The organism is Roseixanthobacter finlandensis, assembly GCF_043195105.2.
Classification (GTDB): Bacteria; Pseudomonadota; Alphaproteobacteria; order Rhizobiales; family Xanthobacteraceae; genus NCEH01.
Genome location: NZ_CM195536.1, coordinates 2,661,245 through 2,682,259, shown reverse-complemented (window position 1 = coordinate 2,682,259; position 21,015 = coordinate 2,661,245). Strand labels below are relative to the sequence as shown.

General features: G+C 66.2%; 16 protein-coding genes and 1 tRNA gene. 13 read left to right on the top strand and 4 right to left on the bottom strand.

Translation table 11 applies throughout. From position 1 onward, the window contains the following. Positions 1-84 precede the first annotated feature (84 nt). Positions 85-158 (bottom strand) — tRNA-Cys (locus tag V5G24_RS12510). A 255-nt stretch (positions 159-413) separates the two neighbouring features. On the opposite strand from V5G24_RS12510, the gene V5G24_RS12505 reads away from it, so the two are divergent. The 6 genes from V5G24_RS12505 (at position 414) to V5G24_RS12480 (ending at position 8,607) form a co-directional block, all read left to right on the top strand. Beyond that, complete coding sequence (locus tag V5G24_RS12505) at positions 414-977, top strand: hypothetical protein (RefSeq protein ID WP_394082230.1); 564 nt, start codon at positions 414-416, stop codon at positions 975-977. 146 nt (positions 978-1,123) lie between these two features. Next, positions 1,124-1,795, top strand: coding sequence for a protein-L-isoaspartate O-methyltransferase family protein (locus tag V5G24_RS12500; protein WP_394082232.1), 672 nt, complete (start codon positions 1,124-1,126; stop codon positions 1,793-1,795). A 160-nt stretch (positions 1,796-1,955) separates the two neighbouring features. Continuing rightward, a complete protein-coding gene (locus V5G24_RS12495) occupies positions 1,956-3,350 on the top strand; it encodes a TolC family outer membrane protein (protein ID WP_394082234.1) in 1,395 nt (464 codons plus the stop codon). Between the two features lie 134 nt (positions 3,351-3,484). Then, entirely contained in the window at positions 3,485-4,432 is a 948-nt protein-coding gene (locus tag V5G24_RS12490; RefSeq protein WP_394082236.1) for a DUF2497 domain-containing protein, read from the top strand. 126 nt (positions 4,433-4,558) lie between these two features. Then, positions 4,559-7,345 carry a valine--tRNA ligase gene (locus V5G24_RS12485; RefSeq protein WP_394082238.1) on the top strand — a complete coding sequence of 929 codons (2,787 nt, stop codon included), beginning with the start codon at positions 4,559-4,561 and terminating at the stop codon, positions 7,343-7,345. Between the two features lie 326 nt (positions 7,346-7,671). Continuing rightward, positions 7,672-8,607, top strand: a complete 936-nt coding sequence (locus V5G24_RS12480; protein WP_394082239.1) for a tetratricopeptide repeat protein — start codon at positions 7,672-7,674, stop codon at positions 8,605-8,607. 78 nt (positions 8,608-8,685) lie between these two features. On the opposite strand, the gene xth is transcribed toward V5G24_RS12480, so the two are convergent. Further along, entirely contained in the window at positions 8,686-9,474 is a 789-nt protein-coding gene (gene xth, locus V5G24_RS12475; RefSeq protein ID WP_394082241.1) for an exodeoxyribonuclease III, read from the bottom strand. Between the two features lie 131 nt (positions 9,475-9,605). On the opposite strand from xth, the gene V5G24_RS12470 reads away from it, so the two are divergent. From V5G24_RS12470 to V5G24_RS12455, 4 genes are all read left to right on the top strand, one after another. Then, on the top strand, positions 9,606-11,012 hold the full coding sequence (locus V5G24_RS12470) for an MBOAT family O-acyltransferase (RefSeq protein ID WP_394082243.1): 1,407 nt from the start codon (positions 9,606-9,608) through the stop codon (positions 11,010-11,012). Between the two features lie 3 nt (positions 11,013-11,015). Beyond that, the gene (locus V5G24_RS12465; RefSeq protein ID WP_394082245.1) at positions 11,016-12,149 is read left to right on the top strand and encodes an alginate O-acetyltransferase AlgX-related protein; all 1,134 of its coding nucleotides are present in this window, start codon (positions 11,016-11,018) and stop codon (positions 12,147-12,149) included. Positions 12,150-12,300: 151 nt separating this feature from the next. Beyond that, positions 12,301-13,431, top strand: a complete 1,131-nt coding sequence (locus V5G24_RS12460) for an alginate O-acetyltransferase AlgX-related protein (RefSeq protein WP_394082247.1) — start codon at positions 12,301-12,303, stop codon at positions 13,429-13,431. A 107-nt stretch (positions 13,432-13,538) separates the two neighbouring features. Next, positions 13,539-14,675 carry an acyltransferase family protein gene (locus V5G24_RS12455; RefSeq protein WP_394082249.1) on the top strand — a complete coding sequence of 379 codons (1,137 nt, stop codon included), beginning with the start codon at positions 13,539-13,541 and terminating at the stop codon, positions 14,673-14,675. A 70-nt stretch (positions 14,676-14,745) separates the two neighbouring features. Here V5G24_RS12455 and erpA read toward each other — a convergent pair whose 3' ends face one another. Next, entirely contained in the window at positions 14,746-15,120 is a 375-nt protein-coding gene (gene erpA, locus V5G24_RS12450; RefSeq protein WP_394082251.1) for an iron-sulfur cluster insertion protein ErpA, read from the bottom strand. A gap of 80 nt (positions 15,121-15,200) precedes the next feature. On the opposite strand from erpA, the gene V5G24_RS12445 reads away from it, so the two are divergent. From V5G24_RS12445 to V5G24_RS12435, 3 genes are all read left to right on the top strand, one after another. Beyond that, entirely contained in the window at positions 15,201-16,403 is a 1,203-nt protein-coding gene (locus V5G24_RS12445) for a deoxyguanosinetriphosphate triphosphohydrolase (protein ID WP_394082253.1), read from the top strand. A 33-nt stretch (positions 16,404-16,436) separates the two neighbouring features. After that, positions 16,437-18,209: an arginine--tRNA ligase gene (gene argS, locus V5G24_RS12440; RefSeq protein ID WP_394082255.1), complete on the top strand. Its 1,773-nt coding sequence runs from the start codon at positions 16,437-16,439 to the stop codon at positions 18,207-18,209. An 86-nt stretch (positions 18,210-18,295) separates the two neighbouring features. After that, positions 18,296-19,885 carry an SPOR domain-containing protein gene (locus tag V5G24_RS12435; RefSeq protein WP_394082257.1) on the top strand — a complete coding sequence of 530 codons (1,590 nt, stop codon included), beginning with the start codon at positions 18,296-18,298 and terminating at the stop codon, positions 19,883-19,885. A 69-nt stretch (positions 19,886-19,954) separates the two neighbouring features. On the opposite strand, the gene V5G24_RS12430 is transcribed toward V5G24_RS12435, so the two are convergent. Continuing rightward, entirely contained in the window at positions 19,955-20,860 is a 906-nt protein-coding gene (locus tag V5G24_RS12430; RefSeq protein WP_394082259.1) for an ATP-binding protein, read from the bottom strand. Positions 20,861-21,015 lie beyond the last annotated feature (155 nt).

Here is a 21,015-nt window from a genome sequence, read left to right as displayed (position 1 = left end):
ATGCTTCGCCACTCAAGCGGCGGTTCAGTTTCGTGCATCCGGGCGAGATGGGCATCGCAAAAGGGAAAGTGCCGCGCACGAAACTGGAGGCCACGCCCGGAATCGAACCGGGGTGCACGGATTTGCAGTCCGCTGCGTAACCACTCCGCCACGTGGCCTCGTAGCGGCGCTAACTAAAGCAGTCGGCCGCTGGGGGCAAGGGGGCCTGTGGGTAGCCTCCTTTCATGCCCTCTTGCGCGATCCCCCACGTGGGTCCGCGCCGCCGTCGCGCGGGGCTCGCCGGCGGCGTGTCGGAGAGCGGCCGGGGGCGCGACGACAAAGCTCAGGCTTGGCGCTTGCGCGAGACCTGACCATGCGGCAAGCCAACCCGGCTCCGTCTCGCAGGAAGACGGACACTTCGGGAGACCAGGCCCATGACCATGCGCAAACTCCTCACCGCCGGCGCGCTTGCGCTGCTGCCGACGCTCGCCCTTGCCGCCGATCCGATTCTCACCGTCGCCTTCGTGGTGAAGACGACGATCTCGGCCAAGGTGTCCGCCGTGGATGCCAAGACCCGCATGATCACCCTCGTGGGTCCGGAAGGGAACTGGGTCGCGCTGAAGGCCGGCGAGGAGATGCAGAACTTCCCGCAGATCAAGGTGGGCGACATCGTCACCGCGGGCATGGAGCAGGTGACCGAGATCCAGGTCGTGCATCCCAACGACGGCACGCCGATTCCCGTTGACGTGAAGACGCTGGACGGCGCCCCCGCCGGCGCGCGGCCCGCCGCGATCGTCACCGACCGCCGCGAAATCGCCGCGACCGTCACCGCCGTCGCCCTCGACACCCGCACCGTCACGGTCAAGGGGCCGGGCGGCAACGAAGTCGCGGTTCAGATTCCCGAGGGCCGGGACGAGTTCAAGAAGATCAAGGTGGGCGATCACGTGATCTTCCGCCAGATCACGATCGCCGGCATTGCCGACACGGCAGCCAAGTAAGGCACCGGCACTTGAGGCGCTGAAACACCGCCGGATGCCGGAACGCGAGCCGCTAAGCTCGCGTTCCGGCGACTTGCAAAAGTGGCAGGTCTGTGGCTCTTGCAGGTGAGGGTTAAACCGTCACGGCTGCGGTCGGAGGGCCAGACATGATCGATTTCGCCGAATTGCGTCGCGGCATGGTGGACGGCCAGGTCCGCGCCAATGATGTGACCGATCCGCGGATCGTCAGCGCAATGCTGGAGATCCCGCGTGAGCGCTTCGTGCCCTCGGATCTGAAGTCCCTCGCCTATATCGACGACGATCTGGTCATCCGCCCGGCCCGCGCCGGTTCGCCCGCGCGCTATCTGGTGGAGCCGATGGTTCTGGCCAAGCTGCTCCAGCTCGCCGACGTGCAGCCGGACGACCTGGTGCTCGATATCGCCGTCGGCACCGGATATTCGGCGGCGATCCTCGGACGGCTGGCGGGGCAGGTGGTCGCACTCGACGACGATGCCGAGCTGATCGCCGAATCAACCGCGATTCTCGCCGACCTCTCGGTTGCCAACGTCGCCGCCTTCCAGGGTCCGCTGACCGCCGGTTGGGCGCCCGAGGCTCCTTACGACGTGATCTTCATCAACGGATCGGTCGAAGTCGTGCCGGAGGCGCTGTTCGCCCAGCTGAAGGAAGGTGGCCGACTCGTGACCGTGGTGGGTCGTGGCGGCGCCGGCCGCGCGGCCGTGTTCACCAAGGTGAACGGCGCGATGAGTGAGCGCGTCGTATTCAACGCCGCGGTGCCCCTGCTGGCCGGCTTCGAAGCCCCGCCGCGCTTCACTTTTTGATCCACCTGTGGCGCTTCTGCCGCGGTTGTGCGGAAAAGCGCCGAGGTATCGAACCGGTCGGTTCCCTCCGACCGGACAGGCAGTTAAGGTCAGCTTAAGTTCCGCGCGTCAGGCGCCGCACTCTTTGTCGTGCGGCCTCGCGTTGGTCGGGGAGATATTCATGTCGCTTGCGACACATGTTCGCCGACGCATCCTAGTGCTGGCCGCCGCCTCCGCCCTTGGCGCGACGGCGTGGTCTGCCAGTGCGTCCGCTCAAACGCTCGAAGCCGCTCTGGCTGCCGCTTACATCAACAACCCGACCTTGAATTCGCAGCGTGCCGGGACGCGGGCCATCGACGAAAACGTGCCGCAGGCCTTGTCCGGCTATCGGCCCAACATCTCGGCCGGCGTGAGCGCCGGCAGCGAATATGCCCGTTCCAAGTCGGCCGGCCTGAGCACCACGGGCACCCTCGTGCCGCGCTCCGCCAACCTCACTGTGACCCAGACGATCTTCAACGGCTTTCTCACCGCCAACACGACCCGCAATGCCGAATCGCAGGTGAAGGGCCAGCGCGAGCTGCTGCGCAACACCGAGCAGAGCGTATTGCTGAACGGCGTGACCGCGTTCATGGATGTGATCCAGGGCATCGCGCTTCTGGAATTGCAGCAGCAGAATCTCGCCGCCCTGAACCAGGAACTGCGCGCGACCCGCGACCGCTTCAACGTGGGCGAAGTGACCCGCACCGACGTGGCGCAGGCCGAGGCGCGCGTTGCCAGCGCGCAATATCAGGTGGCGCAGGCGATTGCGAACCTCTCCTCCTATCGCGCGGTCTATCATCAGGTGATCGGCGTGGAGCCGGGCAAGCTGGTGCCGCCCACCACCGCCGTGGAACGCCGCCTGCCGGCCAAGCTCGACGGGGTGATCGGCGCCGGACTGACGCGGAATCCGGCGATCCTGGCCTCGCAATTCGCCGTGGACGCAGCGAACTTCAGGGTTCGCATGGCGGAAGGCGGTCTTGCGCCGAATCTCAACGTGCAGGGGCAGGTGCTGCAATCCTACGACCAGAGCCAGTCGGTGGATTCGGCCTTCGGTGCGGCGGTGACGCTCAACCTGTCGGTTCCGATCTATCAGGGCGGCGCGGAATATTCCGCCATCCGCCAGGCCAAGGAATATCTCTCCCAGGCCCGCATCGAGGTGGATGTGAACCGCGACGCGGTCCGCACCCAGGGCGTCCAATATTGGGGCGCGCTCGAAGCGGCCAAGGCGCAGATCGAGGCGGCGCAGTCTCAGGTCGCCGCCAATACGCTCGCCCTCGAAGGCGTGCGCGAGGAATGGCGCGTCGGCCAGCGCACCACCACCGACGTGCTGAATGCGCAGACCGACCTGACCAATTCCAAGTCGGCCCTGGTGATCGCCCAGCGCGACCGGGTGGTGGCGGCTTATTCGCTGGTGTCGGTGATCGGCAAGCTGGATGCGGTGTCGATGGGGCTAAAGGTTCCGGTCTACGACCCGAAGGTGCACTATCAGCAGGTGCGTGACAGCTGGTTCGGGCTGCGCACACCCGACGGAAAATGAGCCGGATGCGCCGGCGGGCTTGATCGCCGGGGCGCGTCGTGATGCCATGCTGAAAGATAGGTGCGATTCTGGCGTCCCTGATTAATCGTAGCGTTGCGCGCGGTTTGAAGGACGTCTTCGGCCGAGGTCGAGACATGTCCGCAAACCCGAAGCCGCAAGAACCCTCCATGGACGAGATCCTGGCCTCCATCCGCCGGATCATCTCGGACGACGATTCCCCCACCCGGCGCGAGGCCGCTCCGCCCGCAAAGGACATCCCGCCCCGTCGCGGGCTGGGCGACGACACGCGCTTCGCACCCTCGGCCCGCCCGGAGCCGCCCCGTCGCGGGGAGGCTTCCCGCCCCGAATCTGCGCGCCCCGATCCGCTGCGTCAGGACGGAGGCCGGCAAGATTCGGCGCGGCAAGAGAGCGCCAGACAGGAGCCCTTCCGCCAGGAGCCCAACCGGCAGGATTTCGCACGGCCGGACGCCTCCAGGCCGGACATGCCCCGCCAGAATGGCTATGGCGCGGAGGATGCGCGTCCGGCGGTGGCCCGTCCCCAGCTGCCGCGAGACGCGGCCACCGGCCGCGAGAGCGCGACGCGCCATCTCCCGGAGGCCGACCCGTTCGCGGACCCGTTCGCGCCCGGCCTTGATCGCTATGACGATGCGGCCGGCGGGTGGGATGAGATGGACGCCGGAGCCGCCACACCGTATCGCGAGGATGAGGACATGGCCGATTATCCCGCTTCAGGTGGCGCCCCCATTCGCACGCCCCACACTCAGCCGGCGCAACCCGCCGCCCCCCGTGGCGACGGCGCAACCCGTCCGGTCGCGCCGCGCGCTTCGGAATCGGCAGCCCGCCCGTTCGGCGATGCCCCGCGCCGCAAGGATCTTCTGTCGCCCTCCGTCGATGCGGTGGTGGCCGCCGCGTTCGAATCGCTGGGCGACATGGTGCTGCCGGCGCATGAGCGCACGGTCGAGGATCTGGTGAAGGAGATCCTCCGGCCGATGCTGAAGGAATGGCTGGACGCCCATCTTCCCGACATCGTCGAACGGCTGGTCCGCGCGGAAATCGAGCGGGTGTCGCGCACCGCGCGCTGACCGTTTCGCAAGCCCGTAATTGCCCCTTGTGCGGCGGCCCCGTTGACGGCGGGGCCGCCGTACGGCTTTAAGGCGCACGTCTCAAGATCACGATGCCGGGCGCGGCGCGCCCGTGGAGCTTTGCGCATGCTGGAAAAAGTGTTCGATCCCGCCGCCGTGGAAGCACGCATCTCGGCCGCCTGGGAAGAGGCGCAGGCGTTCCGGTGCGGGCGGCCCGAGCGCAAGGATGCGCCCGGCTTTTCCATTGTCATCCCGCCGCCGAACGTCACCGGCTCGCTGCACATGGGCCATGCGCTCAACAACACGCTCCAGGACGTGCTGGCGCGCTATGAGCGTATGCGCGGCAAGGATGTGCTCTGGCAGCCGGGCACCGATCATGCCGGCATCGCCACCCAGATGGTGGTGGAACGCCAATTGGCCCAGCGCCAGGAACCGAGCCGCCGCGAGATGGGCCGCGCCGCCTTCATCGAACGCGTGTGGGCCTGGAAAGAAGAATCCGGCGGCACCATCGTCAACCAGCTGAAGCGCCTCGGCGCCTCCTGCGACTGGTCGCGCGAGCGCTTCACCATGGACGAGGGCCTCTCCCGTGCCGTGCTGAAGGTGTTCGTGGAGCTGCATCGCGCGGGCCTGATCTACAAGGACAAGCGGCTCGTCAACTGGGACCCCAAGCTCGTCACGGCGATCTCGGACCTCGAGGTCCAGCCGGTCGAGATGAAGGGCAATCTCTGGCACCTGCGCTATCCGGTGGAGGGCGAGGACGGCCGCTTCATCGTGGTCGCCACCACGCGCCCGGAAACCATGCTGGGCGATACAGCGGTCGCGGTGCATCCCGAGGATGAGCGCTATGCCGATCTGGTCGGCAAGTTCGTCATCCTGCCGCTGGTGGGCCGGCGCATTCCCATCGTGGCGGATGAATATTCCGATCCCGAGAAGGGCTCGGGCGCGGTGAAGATCACCCCGGCGCACGATTTCAACGATTTCGAGGTGGGGCGCCGGCATCATCTTCCAATGATCAACATCCTGGACGCCGAGGCGCGCATCGACGTGTCGGGCATACAGGATGACTTCGCCGCCCGCCGCGACGCTTATGTGGACGATCCCGATTTCGGCGGCGTGCTCACCCTGCTGAACGGCACTGATCGCTTCGTCGCCCGCAAGCAGATCGTCGAGTTGCTGACCAATCTGGATCTGCTGGAGAAGATCGAGCCGCATCCCCATGTGGTGCCGCACGGCGACCGCTCGGGCGTGGTGATCGAGCCCTGGCTCACCGACCAATGGTATGTGGACGCCAAGACGCTGGCCCAGCCGGCGCTTGCGGCCGTGCGCGAGGGGCGCACCGGCTTCGTGCCGAAGAATTGGGAAAAGACCTATTTCGAATGGCTGGAGAATATCCAGCCCTGGTGCGTCTCGCGCCAGCTCTGGTGGGGCCATCAGATCCCGGCCTGGTACGACCCGTTCGGTAATGTGTTCGTCGAGCTGGACGAGGACCAGGCGTTCGAGGCTGCGCTCGCCCACAATGTCGGCGCGGAAAACCTCACCGGCGATGAGGCGCAGGCGCTGATCGACGATGCCGAGAAGCGCGCCGCCTTCCTCACCCGCGACGAGGACGTGCTCGACACCTGGTTCTCCTCCGCGCTCTGGCCCTTCTCCACCATGGGCTGGCCGGACGAGACGCCGGAGCTCGCCAAATTCTACCCGACCTCGGTTCTGGTGACCGGCTTCGACATCATCTTCTTCTGGGTCGCCCGGATGATGATGATGGGCCTGCATTTCATGCCCGACGTGCCGTTCAAGGACATCTACATCCACGCCCTCGTCCGCGACGAAAAGGGGGCGAAGATGTCGAAGTCCAAGGGCAATGTGATCGACCCGCTGGACCTCATCGACCAATATGGCGCCGATGCCCTGCGCTTCACGCTCGCCGCCATGGCGGCCCAGGGGCGCGACATCAAGCTCGCCACCTCGCGCGTGGAGGGCTACCGCAATTTCGCGACCAAGCTCTGGAACGCGGTGCGCTTTGCCCAGATGAACGGCTGCGAGCGGGTGGAGGGGTTCGACCCCGCTAAGGTGGACGGCACGCTCAACCGCTGGATCATGGGCGAAGCCGCCCGCGCGACGGCCGAGCTTGAGACCGCGCTCGCCGCCTATCGCTTCAACGATGCCGCCGGCGCGGTCTATCGCTTCATCTGGAACGTGTTCTGCGACTGGCACCTGGAACTGGCGAAGCCCGTGCTCTCCGGTCCCGACGGCGCGGCCAAGAGCGAGACGCGCGCCACCACGGCCTTCGTGCTCGATGTGGCGCTGAAGCTGCTGCACCCCTTCATGCCGTTCCTGACCGAGGAATTGTGGGCCCGCACCGGCGAGCAGGGCCCGGCGCGCGCGGGGCTCCTCGCCCTTGCCCCCTGGCCCGACCTCTCCGGCCTTGAAGCGCCCGATGCGGAGGCCGAGGTGGGCTGGGCGGTGGATCTCATCACCGAGGTGCGCTCCGTGCGCGCCGAAATGAACGTGCCCGCCGGCGCCCAGGTGCCGCTGGTGCTGGTGGAAGCCTCGGCCGCCACCCAATTGCGCGCGAAGGTGTGGGACGATGCCATCCGCCGGTTGGCGCGGCTGTCCGACATCACGCTCGCCGATGCCATGCCCGGCGAGTCGGTGCAGATGGTGGTGCGCGGAGAAGTGGCGGCCCTGCCGCTCGCCGGCATCGTCGATCTCGCCGAGGAGCTGACCCGCCTGCGCAAGGAAGACGGCAAGCTCGACCAGGAAGTCGCGCGCATCGACGCCAAGCTTTCCAATGCTTCGTTTGTCGCGCGGGCGCCCGAGGAGGTGGTCGAGGCCGAGCGCGAGAAGCGCGAGGAATATCTCGCGCGCAAGGAGAAGGTTCTCTCCGCCATCGCGCAATTGTCCCGCACCGCGTGACGTGATTTCGGCCCGGTTCGTCCGGGCCGAAAACTGTGACAGGTGAGCAACACCTGGAAGCATTCCAGCCACGGACCCGGCCTGCGGCGGCGCGCGCCGCGAAGCCGCCACAAAACCGCGTGTAATCGAAGCTCTGCACGTGGCGCGTTCAGTTGCTCGGAAAGTCTTTCCGGCCGCCACGTCGAGGGTGATCCCGGATGACAGGGCATAAGGCCGGTTGCGGTCTATTGATTGCGGCAAAAGCACAGGGGCGCCCAGGAGAATCCTCGGCTTGGCCTTGGCGCGGCCCCGATCTCGCCCCCCCGCCATGGCATCTTTCCGCGATCATGGTTAGCAAGAGCCAGTCCCTGCTGAAGCGTCGCGCGTCCCGTGTCGGGCGTTGCATCTGCGCGTCCCAGCCGGAGAAACGTCCGTATCGGGAGACGTTCGCGGCGGCGCTGCTGCTGTGTGGCGTGCTGGCGAGCCCCGCGCTCGCGTTCGACGGCAATGCCCAATCGGACCACACCGTGCCCGAGCAATTGACGCCGCCGGCCAATGTGCCCGTCACCCCCGGCGTGCGGCCGGTGGACGAGGCGTTCCGCTCCGGCGCGCAGGCGCTGCGGCTCGGCCAGACCGCCAAGGGCGTGGATGCCCTGCGCTATGCCGCCGACCAGGGCCACCCCGCCGCCCAATGGAAGCTGGGCCGCATGTATGCCGACGGCGATGGCGTGAAGCGCGACGACATCAAGGCGTTCGAATATTTCAGCCGGGTCGCCAACAGCCATGCCGAGGATTATCCCGGCACCGCCCAGGCGCGGTTTGTCGCGAGCGCGTTCGTGGCGCTCGGCGGCTATTATCTCCATGGCATACCCAATTCGTCGGTGCGGCGGGACGCGGGGCGCGCCCGCGACATGTATTCCTATGCCGCATCCTATTTCGGGGATTCGGAAGCCCAGTATCGGCTCGGCAAGATGTATCTGGACGGCGTCGGCACGCCGCGCGACCCACGTCAGGCGGCGCGCTGGCTCATCCTGTCGTCCCAGAAGGGGCAGTATGAGGCCCAGGCGCTGCTCGGCAACATGCTGTTCCGGGGCGACGACGGCATCAACCGGCAGGGCGCCCGCGGCCTGATGTGGCTGACCCTCGCCCGCGACGGGGCCGCTGCCCCGCAGGACAAATGGGTGGTCGACCTTTATGAGGACGCCTTCGCCGAGGCGACGCCCGAGGAACGCGCACAGGCGCTACAATATCTCGAACAATGGCTGAAGACCGCACAGCGCTGAGCGCGCGACGCGGTTTGAGCGCCGGGTAGGGCGGTTTTGCCCCGAAACCGCTTCCCCAGCGCCGAGCCCGCGGTGTGATCAGGCCGCGATCTTGAGATCCACCCACACCGGCACGTGATCGGACGGCTTTTCCCAGGCCCGCACGTGCTTGTCGATGCCGGCCGCGATCAGCGTATCGGCCGCCTGGGGCGACAGCAGCAGATGGTCGATGCGGATGCCGAGGTCGCGCTGGAAGGCGCCGGCCTGATAATCCCAGAAGCTGTAGAGCTTGGCGCTGTCCGAGGTCGCCCGCACCGCATCCACCAGCCCGAGATGGGTGAGCGCGCGGAACGCCTCCCGCGTCTGCGGCAGGAACAGGGCGTCATTGACCCAGGCGGAAGGGTCCGCCGCATCGGCCTCGGCCGGAATCACATTGAAATCCCCGCACAGCAAGAGCGGCTCCTCCAGCGCGAGCCGGTCGGCGGCGAAGGCGTGCAGGCGCTCCATGAAATTGAGCTTGTAGGGATATTTTTCCGTGCCGACCGGATTGCCGTTGGGCAGATAGATGCAGCACACGCGCACCGCGCCGCCCTTGGTGGAGATGACGGCCTCGATGAAGCGGGCCTGGACATCCTCTTCATTGCCGGCGAGCCCGTGGGTCACGTCCTCCAGCGGCAGCTTGGAGAGCATGGCCACACCATTGAAGGTCTTCTGCCCGTGCACGGAAACATTATAGCCGAGCGCCTCGAACGGTTCGCGGGGGAAGGCCTCGGTCTGGCACTTGATTTCCTGCAGGCACACGACGTCGGGCTGCGCCTCGCCCAGCCAGCGCACGGCATGGTCCAGCCGCTGGCGGATGGAGTTTACGTTCCAGGTGGCGATACGCATCGGTCACACTCCCGAGAGAATAGGCAGGATAGTGCAGAGCTGCCGTCGCGCAAACTAGGATTGAGGCTTGCCTGACGGGCGAAAGGATGCCATTTCGGACCCCTTCTCGTGACCCTGCCGGCCCCGATCGTATGACCTTCGCATCCATTCAGTTTCTATTCTATTTTCTTCCGCTCTTCCTGCTGCTGTATTTTTCGGCGAAGCAGATCAAGACGAAGAATTTTATTTTCGTTGTCTTCTCGCTGATTTTTTATTCAGTCGGATACACGCCGCACCTTTTGATTCTGCTGTTTTCGATCGCCGTGAATTATTATGTCGCTTTGGCGGTCGACAAAAATGAGGGCGCGCGGCGCAAGCGTTTTCTCATTCTGGGCGTGATCTTCAATGTCCTGATGCTCGGATTTTTCAAATATACCGGATTCTTGATCGACAATCTCGATTTCCTCCTGCATCCGCTTGGAATTTATATCGTAAATCCAAATATTGCCCTGCCGCTTGGTATTTCATTCTACTCGTTCCATGCGATTTCCTACATCGCGGATATCTATAAGGGCCGGGTGCGCGCCAATCGTGATCCGTGGGAATTCATTCTATACATGACCATGTTCCCGCAATTGGTGGCGGGTCCGATCGTGCGATATTCGCTTGTCGCGCATCAATTGTCGGACCGGCGCACCACCTGGGGCCGCTTCTCCGCCGGCGCGCGGCTGTTCGCGCTCGGCCTCGCCTGGAAAGTGCTGATCGCCGACGAGGTCGCGCGCATGGTGGACGCCGTGTTCGACGGCACCTCCCATCCGACGCTGCTGGAGGCGTGGACCGGGGTCTATGCCTACGCGATTCAGATCTATTTCGACTTCGGCGGCTATTCCGCCATGGCGGTGGGCCTGGGCGTGATGGTGGGATTCACCCTGCCGCGCAATTTCCGCATTCCCTACGCCTCGCTCAGCATCACCGATTTCTGGCGCCGCTGGCACATGAGCCTGTCGTCCTGGCTGCGGGACTACGTCTACATCACGCTCGGCGGCAACCGGCGCGGCGTGGTGCGCACTTATGCGAATCTGTGGGCGGTGTTCCTGCTGTGCGGCCTGTGGCACGGGGCGAGCTGGAATTTCGTCATCTGGGGCGCCCATCACGGCGCCTTCCTGGTGATCGAGCGCGCCGGGCTCGGCAAGATATTGAAGCGCATGCCGGCCGCATTCGCCCATATCTACACGCTGCTGGCGGTGTTTCTCGGCTGGGTCTGGTTCCGCGCCGAGACCTTCGATGGCGCCATCGCCATGTTCCAGGGCCTGTTCGGCTTCAATGGCGTGGGCGGATACAGCGTTGCGTTCGGCTTCGGCCTGTATCCGCTGTCGATCGCCGCTCTGGTGGTCGGCGGCATCATCGGCCTGTGGAAGTGGCCGCGCATCCGCTGGTCGCCGGCGATGAAACCGCTGCTCGCTGTCGGCGATTATGTGATGATCGCCCTGCTGATGCTGTTCAGCGTGGTGTGGATCGGTGGCGGAATGGGCACGCCCTTCCTCTATTATCGGTTCTGAGGCATGGCACTGCTGGTCTCCTATCGCCGCTACATGGGTGCCCTGGTGATGGGCATCCTGACGCTGCTGCTGCTCAGCAATCTCATTCCCGATCCGCTGGGCTTCCACACCTGGCGCGGCCTGCCGCGCGAGGATGCGGGATTCTTCCAGCGCCTCCACGGCAATCTGCGCAGCTTCGGCTTCTATCTTCAGGATAATTTCGGCTTTCGCGCCTCCATGCCGGTGGTCCGGCGGACCTTGCGGGATCTGGTCTGGTCGCCGGACACCACGATCCTCTACATCGGGCCCAACGGACAGATGTTCTGGTCGGGCGAGCGCGCGCCGGAGCAGACCGCCGGGCAATTGTACCGGGTGCACGCGGTGGAGCGCTTCGTCGCCCTCATGAAGGCGATGCAGGACCGGCTTCCCCACACCAAGCTGGTGGTCGCCATCCCGCCCAATGCCCAGACTGTGGACGTGAACGATCTGCCCACCTGGTACAAATATGTGCGTCCGCGCCCGACCGAATATTCGCTCATGCTGGCGGACCTCCAGAAGGACGGCATCACCGCCGTGGATCTGCGCGCGGTGCTGAAGGCCGCGCCGGGCGTGCGCCATTACCTGCCCAACGACACCCATTGGACCCATATGAGCGCGGCCATCGCGTTCAATGCCACCATGGTGGCCGCCGGCCATCCCGACTGGCAGGTGGATCTGAGCAAAGCCGTGGGGCCGATGGAGCCGATCCCGCAGGGCGATCTTGCGCGCCTGCTGCGGATCAAGACGCCCCTGGCCGATGAAAACCAACGCCTCAATTTCGATCCGGCCTGGGTCAAGCGGCCCCATCCGGCGCTGCGCCTGAAGACCGAATCGCGCCAGTTCACGCCCTATGCCATCCGCTTCCGCGAGAGCGGACCGCGCGTGCTGGTGGTGGGCGATTCCTATACCGCCACCCAATGGCCCGGCCTGTTCGGCTTTACCCCGGTGGCCGAGGTGGGGTGGATGCACTTCAGCCGCTTCTCCTCGGGCGCCTGCGATTTCGATTTCGCCGATATCCGCGATTTCAATCCCGACGTGCTGATCATCGCGCGCACCGAGCGGCTGTTTCCGTGCCTGAAGAACAAATGGCCCGACAATCTGCCGCCGCCGCCCGATTGAGGCCGTTTACACCGCGGGAAACACTGTTTGCATTCGGAAACCAGAGGATTGTTGATCTTTGTGCCGATGACGGCCCATGTGAATGAGGCTTTGAGGCCGCATATCGCGGCTTTGGCGTCGGCATCCTGATCCGTGACTGTGAGGCTTTGGCTTGCTCGTTTCGTATCGCCGCTACATGGGCATCCTCATCATGGGTATCCTTGTGGCCCTCCTGCTGAGCAATGTGGTGCCGGATCCTCTCGGCCGCGGCATCTGGCGCGGCGGTGCCAAGCCCGATGCCAGCTGGTTCGGCCGCATGCACGGACAGCTTCAGGCTGCCGGGCTTTATCTTCAGGACAATTTCGGATTCCGCGCGACCATGCCGATGGCCCGCCGGGAATTGCGCGACCTGGTCCATTCGCCGGATACCAAAAACGTCTATTTCGGCCGCAACGGTCAGATGTTCTGGTCCGGCCAGCGCGCGCCCGAGCAATCGGCCGGACAATTGGTGCGCACGGGCGCGGTGAACCGCTTCGTCGAGCTGATGGAAAGCCTGCGCGACCATCTCGCGCCCCATGGCGTAAAGATGGTGGTTGCCCTGCCGCCCAATACGCAGTCGGTGGATACGGAAAATCTGCCCGCATGGCAGGACCGCGTGCCGCAACGCACGACCGAATATACTCTTATGCTCCAGGGGCTCGCCAAGGCCGGCATCACGGCCGTGGATCTGCGCAAGGTGCTCAGGGCCTCGCCCGACGCGCGCCGCTATCTGCCCAATGACACCCATTGGACCAGCCTCAGCGCGGTCCTGGCCTTCAACGCCACCGTCGCGGCGGCTGGGCATCCCGATTGGCAGCTCGACGTGAAAAAGGTGATCGGTCCGCTTCAGCCCATGCTGATAGGCGACCTCGCGCGCACCTTGCGCCTCAAGCCGCCCTTGCCGGACATGAACTATGAATTGCGCCTGCCGCCCGGCATCAAGAAGGAGCCGGACCCGGCCCTGCGGCTCCAGCACGAGGCGCGCGGCTTTAATGGCTATGTGATCCGCTACCGCAAGGAAGGCCCGCGCGTGCTGGTGGTCGGCGATTCCTACACGGTCGACATCTGGCCCGCTTTGTTCGGCTACACCCCCGTCTCCGAGGCCGGGTGGATGCATTTCAGCCGCACCACCTTCGGCGCGTGTGATTTCGATTATGCGGACATCTATAATTTCAAGCCGGACCTGCTGATCATCGCCCGCACGGAACGCATGTTCGCTTGCCTGAACGGCGCCTGGCCGCTGCACCTGAAATCGCCGGACTGAGCCGCCCGGCGGATTTTTCGCGGCGCGGCTGATGCGGCGCCGCGATTGGTGCTAGGTGCTTGCTTCACGCACGGTGAATCGCCGCGCGGGCAGACAGCGGGGCGAGCGTGGGCGGCGAACCGGCACAGATTTCCTCCGCGCCGGACCCGGCGGGCGGCATGCTGTCCGGCCATGCGCTCAATGCCAATATCCAGGGCGCGCGCGGCCTGTTCTGCGCCATGATCTTCTTCTATCACGTCATCAATTCGGCCCTGCCGGCGCCCGCCGCCGTGACCGTCGGTCCGCTGCATTTCGCCCTGATGAGCCTGTCCCACTCGGTGGAATTGTTCTTCGGCATCAGCGGTATCGTGATCATCGGGTCGCTGCGCCGTTCGCGCAGTGCCGCCGCTTTCCTGTGGAATCGCTCCACCCGCATCTTCCCGGTGCTGTGGGTGACGGTGGTGATCTTCCTCGCCATGAATATCGCCGGCGGGCGCCCGGAAGGGGTGCCGCCCATGGCATTGATCGCCGCGCTGCCGGCGAACCTGCTGGCCATGCCGCCGGTGGTCCCGGTTCCGCTGATCCACCCGGCCGCATGGTCGCTGAGCTACGAGTTCGCGTTCTATCTTGTGTGCGCCTCTGGCTTTGCGCTGTATGCGCTCATGGGCCGCTGGGGCTATGCGCTGCCGATCGCGGCGGCCGCGCCGCTGCTGTGGATCCACACACCGGCGCTGATGTTCATTCCCGGCGTCTTGGTCGCGCTGAACGCCGTGCCGCCGCTTGCCCGCTGGGCCGGTACGCGGTTTTCGCTGCTGGCGCTGGTCGCGTTCCTGGCGGTCTGGCACACGGTGATCGAGATCGCCGCGACCAAGAAGCTGACGCTGCTCGCCTTCCTCACGTTTGCCGACTGGCGCAGCCTGCTGATGCCGCTCTCGCTCCTGCTGGCCTATATCCTGTTCATCGGCATGTCGTCAGGCGCGGGGGTTCTCGGACGCATCCTGCGGACGCCGGCCATGCTGTGGATGGGCACCATCAGCTACAGCTTCTATCTCTGGCACCCCATCGCCATGGCGTTCGTGAAGCTCGGCCTCTACAAATCCGGCGTGGTCGCGCTGGCGGGGAACTGGTCGATGCCGATCTTCTTCGCGCTCGCGCTACCGCCCAGCCTCGCACTCGCCTGGGCAAGCCAGAGGGTGCTGGAAGTGCGCGTGACCAATTGGCTACGGCGCAAAAACGCCAAGCCCGCGACCGCCGCCGCGACTTAAGACTTCATCGCGCTGGACGCTTGCCCGCGAACGCGGCGGTGCCGCGAAACGCGGTGCCCCGCGCCCGGAATCAGAGCGAAAAGCTGGTGCCGCAGCCGCAGGAGGAGGTGGCCTGCGGATTGTCGATCTTGAACGCCGCGCCGATCAGGTCATCGACGAAATCGAGGCGCGAGCCCGCGAGATAATCGAGCGAAACCTTGTCCACCAGGATGGTGGCGCCCGCGCGCTCAATCACCAGATCCTCGCTGTCCCGATTTTGCGTGACATCGAAGCGATATTGGAAGCCCGAGCAGCCGCCGCCCTCGACGCTGACCCGCAGCGCGCTTTCCGGCGCTTCGCCAGCGAGGATCTGCGCCACGCGGCGGGCCGCGCTGTCGGTGACGATGAAGGGACCCGGAGCGGGCGGGGGAGAAGAAGCGGTCTGTGGTGTCACGGCGCTGGACATGGCGGCCTTCGACGGTTGATCAGTGTTCGACATGATAGTTAAGTGCGGCCGCGCGTAAATTAAAGGGCATAGGGGTGGTGATGGCGGTTTTGGGATCGACCCCGCGCGTATCCTACGCCAGTGACCCCCTGCGTTCCCGTGGCCGGCTGCATCCCGAGCCGGAGGGCAGCCGCAATGTGTTTCGCCGCGATTGCGACCGCGTCATCCATTCCACGGCCTTCCGCCGGCTGAAGCACAAGACCCAGGTCTTCGTGTTTCATGAAGGCGACCATTTCCGCACCCGCCTCACCCATACGCTGGAAGTGGTGCAGGTGGCGCGTTCCATCGCCCGCGCGCTCGGGCTCGACGAGGATCTGGCGGAGGTGCTGGGCCTTGCCCATGATCTCGGCCATCCCCCGTTCGCCCATGCTGGGGAACGCGCGCTCGACGTGTGCCTCCAGGCCCATGGCGGGTTCGATCACAATGCCCAGTCGCTGCGCATGGTGACCCGCCTGGAACGGCGCTACGCGGCCTTCGACGGGCTCAATCTCACCTGGGAGACGCTGGAAGGCATCATCAAGCACAATGGCCCGATGACCGACCGGCAGGGCAGGGGCATCGGGCGCTATGCCGCCGGCCTGCCCCATGCGGTGACCGTCCATTCCGCCGCCCAGGATCTGGAATTGTGGAGCCATGCCGGCCCCGAGGCGCAGGCCGCCGCGCTCGCCGACGACATCGCCTATGACGTGCACGACATCGACGACGGCCTGCGCGCCGGTCTGTTCGCGCTGGAGGATCTCGCCGGCCTGCCGCTGGTGGGCGACGCGCTCGCCGAGGTGCGTGCGCTGTGGCCGGCGCTCGACAAAAACCGCACCGCCTATGAGATGATGCGCCGGGTCATCACCCGCTTCATCGAGGATGTGGTGTGCGAGACCGACCGGCGCGCCGCGGCGGCGGGGGTCGCCAGCGTCGAGGAGGTGCGGGCGCTGGGCCGGCCGCTCGTGGGCTTTTCCGCCGAGGTGCAGGCGGCGGAGGCGGCGATCAAGGGATTTTTGTTTCCGCGCATGTATCGGCATGAACGCGTCAACCGCATCATGGCCGACGCGGCGCAGGTGGTGCGCGACCTGTTCGCCCATTTCCTGAGCGCCCCGGACGACATGCCCCCCGACTGGCGGCGCGACATCGACCCCTCCGACACGCCCCGCCTGATCCGCCGCGTCGCCGATTATATCGCCGGCATGACCGACCGTTATGCCCTGGACCAGCACGCCCGCTATTTTGACTCGACGCCGGATTTGCGTTAGGCGCCCCGTGCTCTCACCACATTGGAATGCCCCATGAACGTCTACGCGATCTTCGCCGATCACGTGCGAGAAGCCGTCGCCGAGCTTGCCCGCCAGGGCCAGTTGGGGGAAGGCCGCACGCCCGAGGGTCTCGATCTCGGCCGCATCGTGGTGGAGCCGCCGCGCGATCCGACCCATGGCGATCTCGCCACCAATGCCGCAATGGTGCTCGCCAAGGACGCCGGCATGAAGCCGCGCGATCTCGCCGAGCGCATCGCCGCCAAGCTCGCCGCCGTGCCGCGCGTGGCCAAGGTGGATGTGGCCGGCCCCGGCTTCATCAACCTGACCCTGGATGCCGCCTTCTGGCCGGTGGTGCTCGCCGCCATCCTGCGCGCGGGTCGCGATTTCGGCCGCTCCACCATGGGCGATAACGTTCCGGTGAACGTGGAATATGTGTCCGCGAATCCCACCGGCCCCATGCATGTGGGCCATTGCCGCGGCGCTGTGTTCGGCGATGCCATGGCGAGCCTGCTGGCGTTTGCCGGCTACAAGGTGACGCGGGAATATTACATCAACGATGCCGGCGCCCAGGTGGACGTGCTCGCGCGCTCGGTGTTCCTGCGCTATCGCGAGGCGGCCACCGGCGAGGCGGCGGAAATTCCCGACGGCCTCTATCCGGGCGACTATCTCGTTCCCGTAGGCCAGGAACTGGCCGGAATGCACGGCGGCGCGTTCCTGGAGGCGCCCGAGAGCGAATGGCTTCCGGTGTTCCGCAGCTTCGCCATCGGTGCCATGATGGTGATGATCCGCGCCGATCTCGCCGCGCTGGGCATCGAGTTCGACGTGTTCTTCTCCGAGCGCTCGCTGACCGTGGGCGCCGACCGGGTCGGCCTGATGATCGAGCAGCTGCGCCGTTCGGGCGAGGTGTACCAAGGCCGCCTGCCGCCGCCCAAGGGCGCGCCGATCGAGGATTGGGAGGATCGCGAGCAGAGCCTGTTCCGCTCCACCGATTTCGGTGACGACGTGGATCGCCCGCTGGTGAAGTCGGACGGCAGCTACACCTATTTTGCCGGCGACATCGCCTATCACAAGGACAAGTTCGATCGCGGCTTCCGTCGCATGATCGACGTGTGGGGCGCCGACCATGGCGGCTATGTCAAGCGCATGCAGGCGGCGGTGAAGGCCGTGACCGGCGGCCAGGCGAGCCTGGACGTGGAATTGTGCCAGCTGGTGCGGTTGTATCGCAATGGCGAGCCGGTGCGCATGTCGAAGCGCGCGGGCTCCTTCGTCACCTTGCGCGAGGTGGTGGACGAGGTCGGCCGCGACGCGGTGCGCTTCATGATGCTGTTCCGCAAGAATGACGCGCCGCTGGACTTCGATCTCGCCAAGGTGATCGAGCAGTCTCGGGAAAATCCGGTCTTCTACGTGCAGTATGCGCACGCCCGCGCCCATTCGATCCTGCGCAAAGCCAAAGAACAGATTGCATCTTTGCCGGAAACAGCGGAAGTTTATGCCCACGCTCCGCTGGAGCGGCTGGACGATCCGGGGGAGTTGGGGCTACTCGCGCGCCTCGCGGCATGGCCGCGGCTCGTTGAACAGGCCGCCGCCGCGCGCGAACCCCACCGGATCGCCTTTTATTTGCACGATTTGGCCAGCGATTTTCACGGGCAGTGGAATCGCGGAAATGAATTGCCACATTTACGCTTCATTATGGAGAATGATCGAGAATTGACCTTAGCACGTCTGGCCTTGGTTCACGGCGTGGCAGCGGTGCTCGCTTCCGGGCTGTTGGTGCTGGGGGTTGAGGCTGTTCAGGAATTGAAGTGACCGCGTCGTCCGTTCCGACCCGTGTGCCGTAAGGTTGGGTTTGGAGGGTGCGGAGTTCCGGTCCTACCAAACACGATTGAGGCCACATGGGCGACGAAAGCAGCTTGCGCTACCGGCGCGATGACGAATACGCCAGTCAGGCGCCGTCGGCGGCCGCGACTCCCGCTTCTCGCCGTCCGCGCAATGAAGACGCGCTGGCGGAACTGGCACGGCTGATCGGCGATCAGGACCCGTTCGCCGATTTCGCGGAGATGGGGCAGGACCAGCCGCCCCCGGCGCCCGCGCCCCGCGCCCGCGCGGCCCGTCCGGAGCCTGCACAGGCCCCGCAGTTTCCCGCCCCGCCGGTGGAGCGCCGGTTCGAGGATTGGCAGCCGGGCCGCCGTGGCGCTCGCGACGGCGCCGCTCCCGAGCCCTCCGGCCGCGCCACGCCGGCCGAGGACATGGCGCCCCGCGCCCGTAGCCAGGATCCGCGTCAACAGGATCCCCGCCTTCAGGATCCCCGCGCTCAGGATACGCAGGCCAGCTGGGAAGCGCTGGAGCAGGAGGTCGCCGCCGAGCAGAGCCGCACGTCGGTGCGCCTCGGCTATGGTTCGCTCTCCCGCCGCGCCGAGGGCCGCCAGCTTCAGGACGAGTACGATCCCCGCCCGGCCGCGCCGTCCCGTCCGAGCGAGCCGCCCGCGCCCGCCGCCCGCTATGCGGACGAGGAGGAGGACGCCCAGGCCGGTTACGCCTATGGCGGCGCCGCCCAGGGTGACGGCTATGAGGATTATGACGACACCTACGACCCCGCCTATGGCGAGGAGGGGTACATGCCGCCTCACGCCGAGGAGGTCTATGAAACCGAGCCGCGCCAGCGCAAGGGCCGCATGGCGCTGATCATCGTGGCGTCCGTGGTCGGCATCGGCGTCGCCTCGGCGGGGGGGCTGTTCGCCTATCGCATGATGGGAAGCGGCGGATCCTCGACGAGCGGCGAGCCACCGCCGGTCATCAAGGCGGACAGTGCGCCGACCAAGGTGGCGGGTCCCACGCCCACGACCGGTGCCGACGGGCAGAAGCTGATTTATGACCGCGTGGGCGGTGCGCCCGGCACGGAACGCGTCGTGCCCCGCGAGGAGCAGCCGATGGACGTGAACGCCGCCGCCGCAGCGGCAGCTGCCGCCGCCGGTGCGCCGCCGGCCGCCGCCGGAACCCCGTCGACCGAGCCGAAGCGGGTGAAGACCATGGCCGTGCGGGCCGACGGCAGCCTGGTCGAAAACTCCGCTCCGGTCGCTTCGGCGCTGCCACCCGGAATTGCGCCCACGGCCTATGCGCCGATGCAAAATCCGCTGCCCACCGGCGCCCCCGCGCCGAAGACCGTCACCACAGCGGCCGTCGGCGCGGCTTCCGCGGCTGCGCCCGCCGCCGCCGCTCCTGCCGCAGTCGCCAATGGCGCGTATGTGGTGCAGGTGTCCTCGCAGAAGTCCGAAAACGACGCCATGGGCTCCTGGAAGGTGCTCCAGGGCCGGTATCCTCAGCTGCTCGGCAGCTATAAGGCGACGGTCCGCCGCGCCGATCTCGGCGACAAGGGCATTTATTACCGGGCCCAGGTTGGCCCGTTCTCGACGCGCGAGGAAGCGAACAACCTCTGCAACGCGCTCCAGGCCCAGGGCGGCACCTGCATCGTCACCCGGAACTGAGGCTGTTTCGGCTGCACGCAAAAGAAAAGGCCGGCTCCTGCGAGCCGGCCTTTTTCATGGGCGGCGGCGTCAGCCGGCCGTCGGGGCGAGCGCCACGCCGAGCTGGCCGGCGAGATCCTGCACGAATTGCCAGGCGGTACGGCCCGAGCGCGACCCGCGCGTGGTCGCCCATTCCAGTGCCAGCGGACGCCATTTGTCCTCGGTCATCGGAATCTTGTGGTGCGCCACATAGGCGGCGACCATCTCCAGATATTCGTCCTGGCTGCATTTGTGGAAGCCGAGCCACAGGCCGAAGCGATCGGAGAGCGAAACCTTCTCCTCCACGGCCTCGCCGGGATTGATGGCGGTGGAGCGCTCATTCTCCATCATGTCGCGCGGCAGCAGGTGGCGCCGGTTGGACGTGGCGTAGAAGATCACATTGTCCGGCCGCCCCTCGATGCCGCCTTCCAGCACCGCCTTCAGCGACTTGTAGGTGGTGTCGTCGCCATCGAAGGAGAGATCGTCGCAGAACACGATGAAGCGATGGTGAGAGCCGCGCACCAGCGACATCAGGACCGGCAGGGTCTCGATGTCCTCGCGATGGATTTCCACCAGCTTCAGCCGCCGCCCGCCGGCTTCAGGGCCGAGCACGGTTTGGTTGATATGGGCGTGGGAGGCTTTCACCAGCGAGCTTTTGCCCATGCCGCGCGCGCCCCAGAGCAGGGCGTTGTTGGCGGGCAGGCCGCGGGCGAAGCGCTCGGTGTTGTCCACAAGTTGGTCACGCACCCGGTCGATGCCCTGAAGCAGCTCCATGTCCACGCGATTGACGTGCTTCACCGGCTCGAAGCGGTTCGGCTGGGTGTGCCACACGAAGGCGTCCGCCGCTTCGAAATCGGGCGTGAGCAGGGATGGCGGCGCGAGACGCTCAAGGGCGTCGGCGATGCGCAGCAGCAGGGCATGGGTGGCGTCGGCAGAGGGTTCGCGGGGTGGCGTCATTTTTGTCTCCTTCGGGCGGGGATAGCCGCGCCAGCGCGTCCCAGCAAGTTGGCCGCGCGGGCGCCGTCGGCGCGAGACATGCGATCGTTGCATGGGCGCTCGGTAATGGGGCGCTCGGCAAGGAGCGGGGGATGGGGCTGGGGCATATTGCGCTG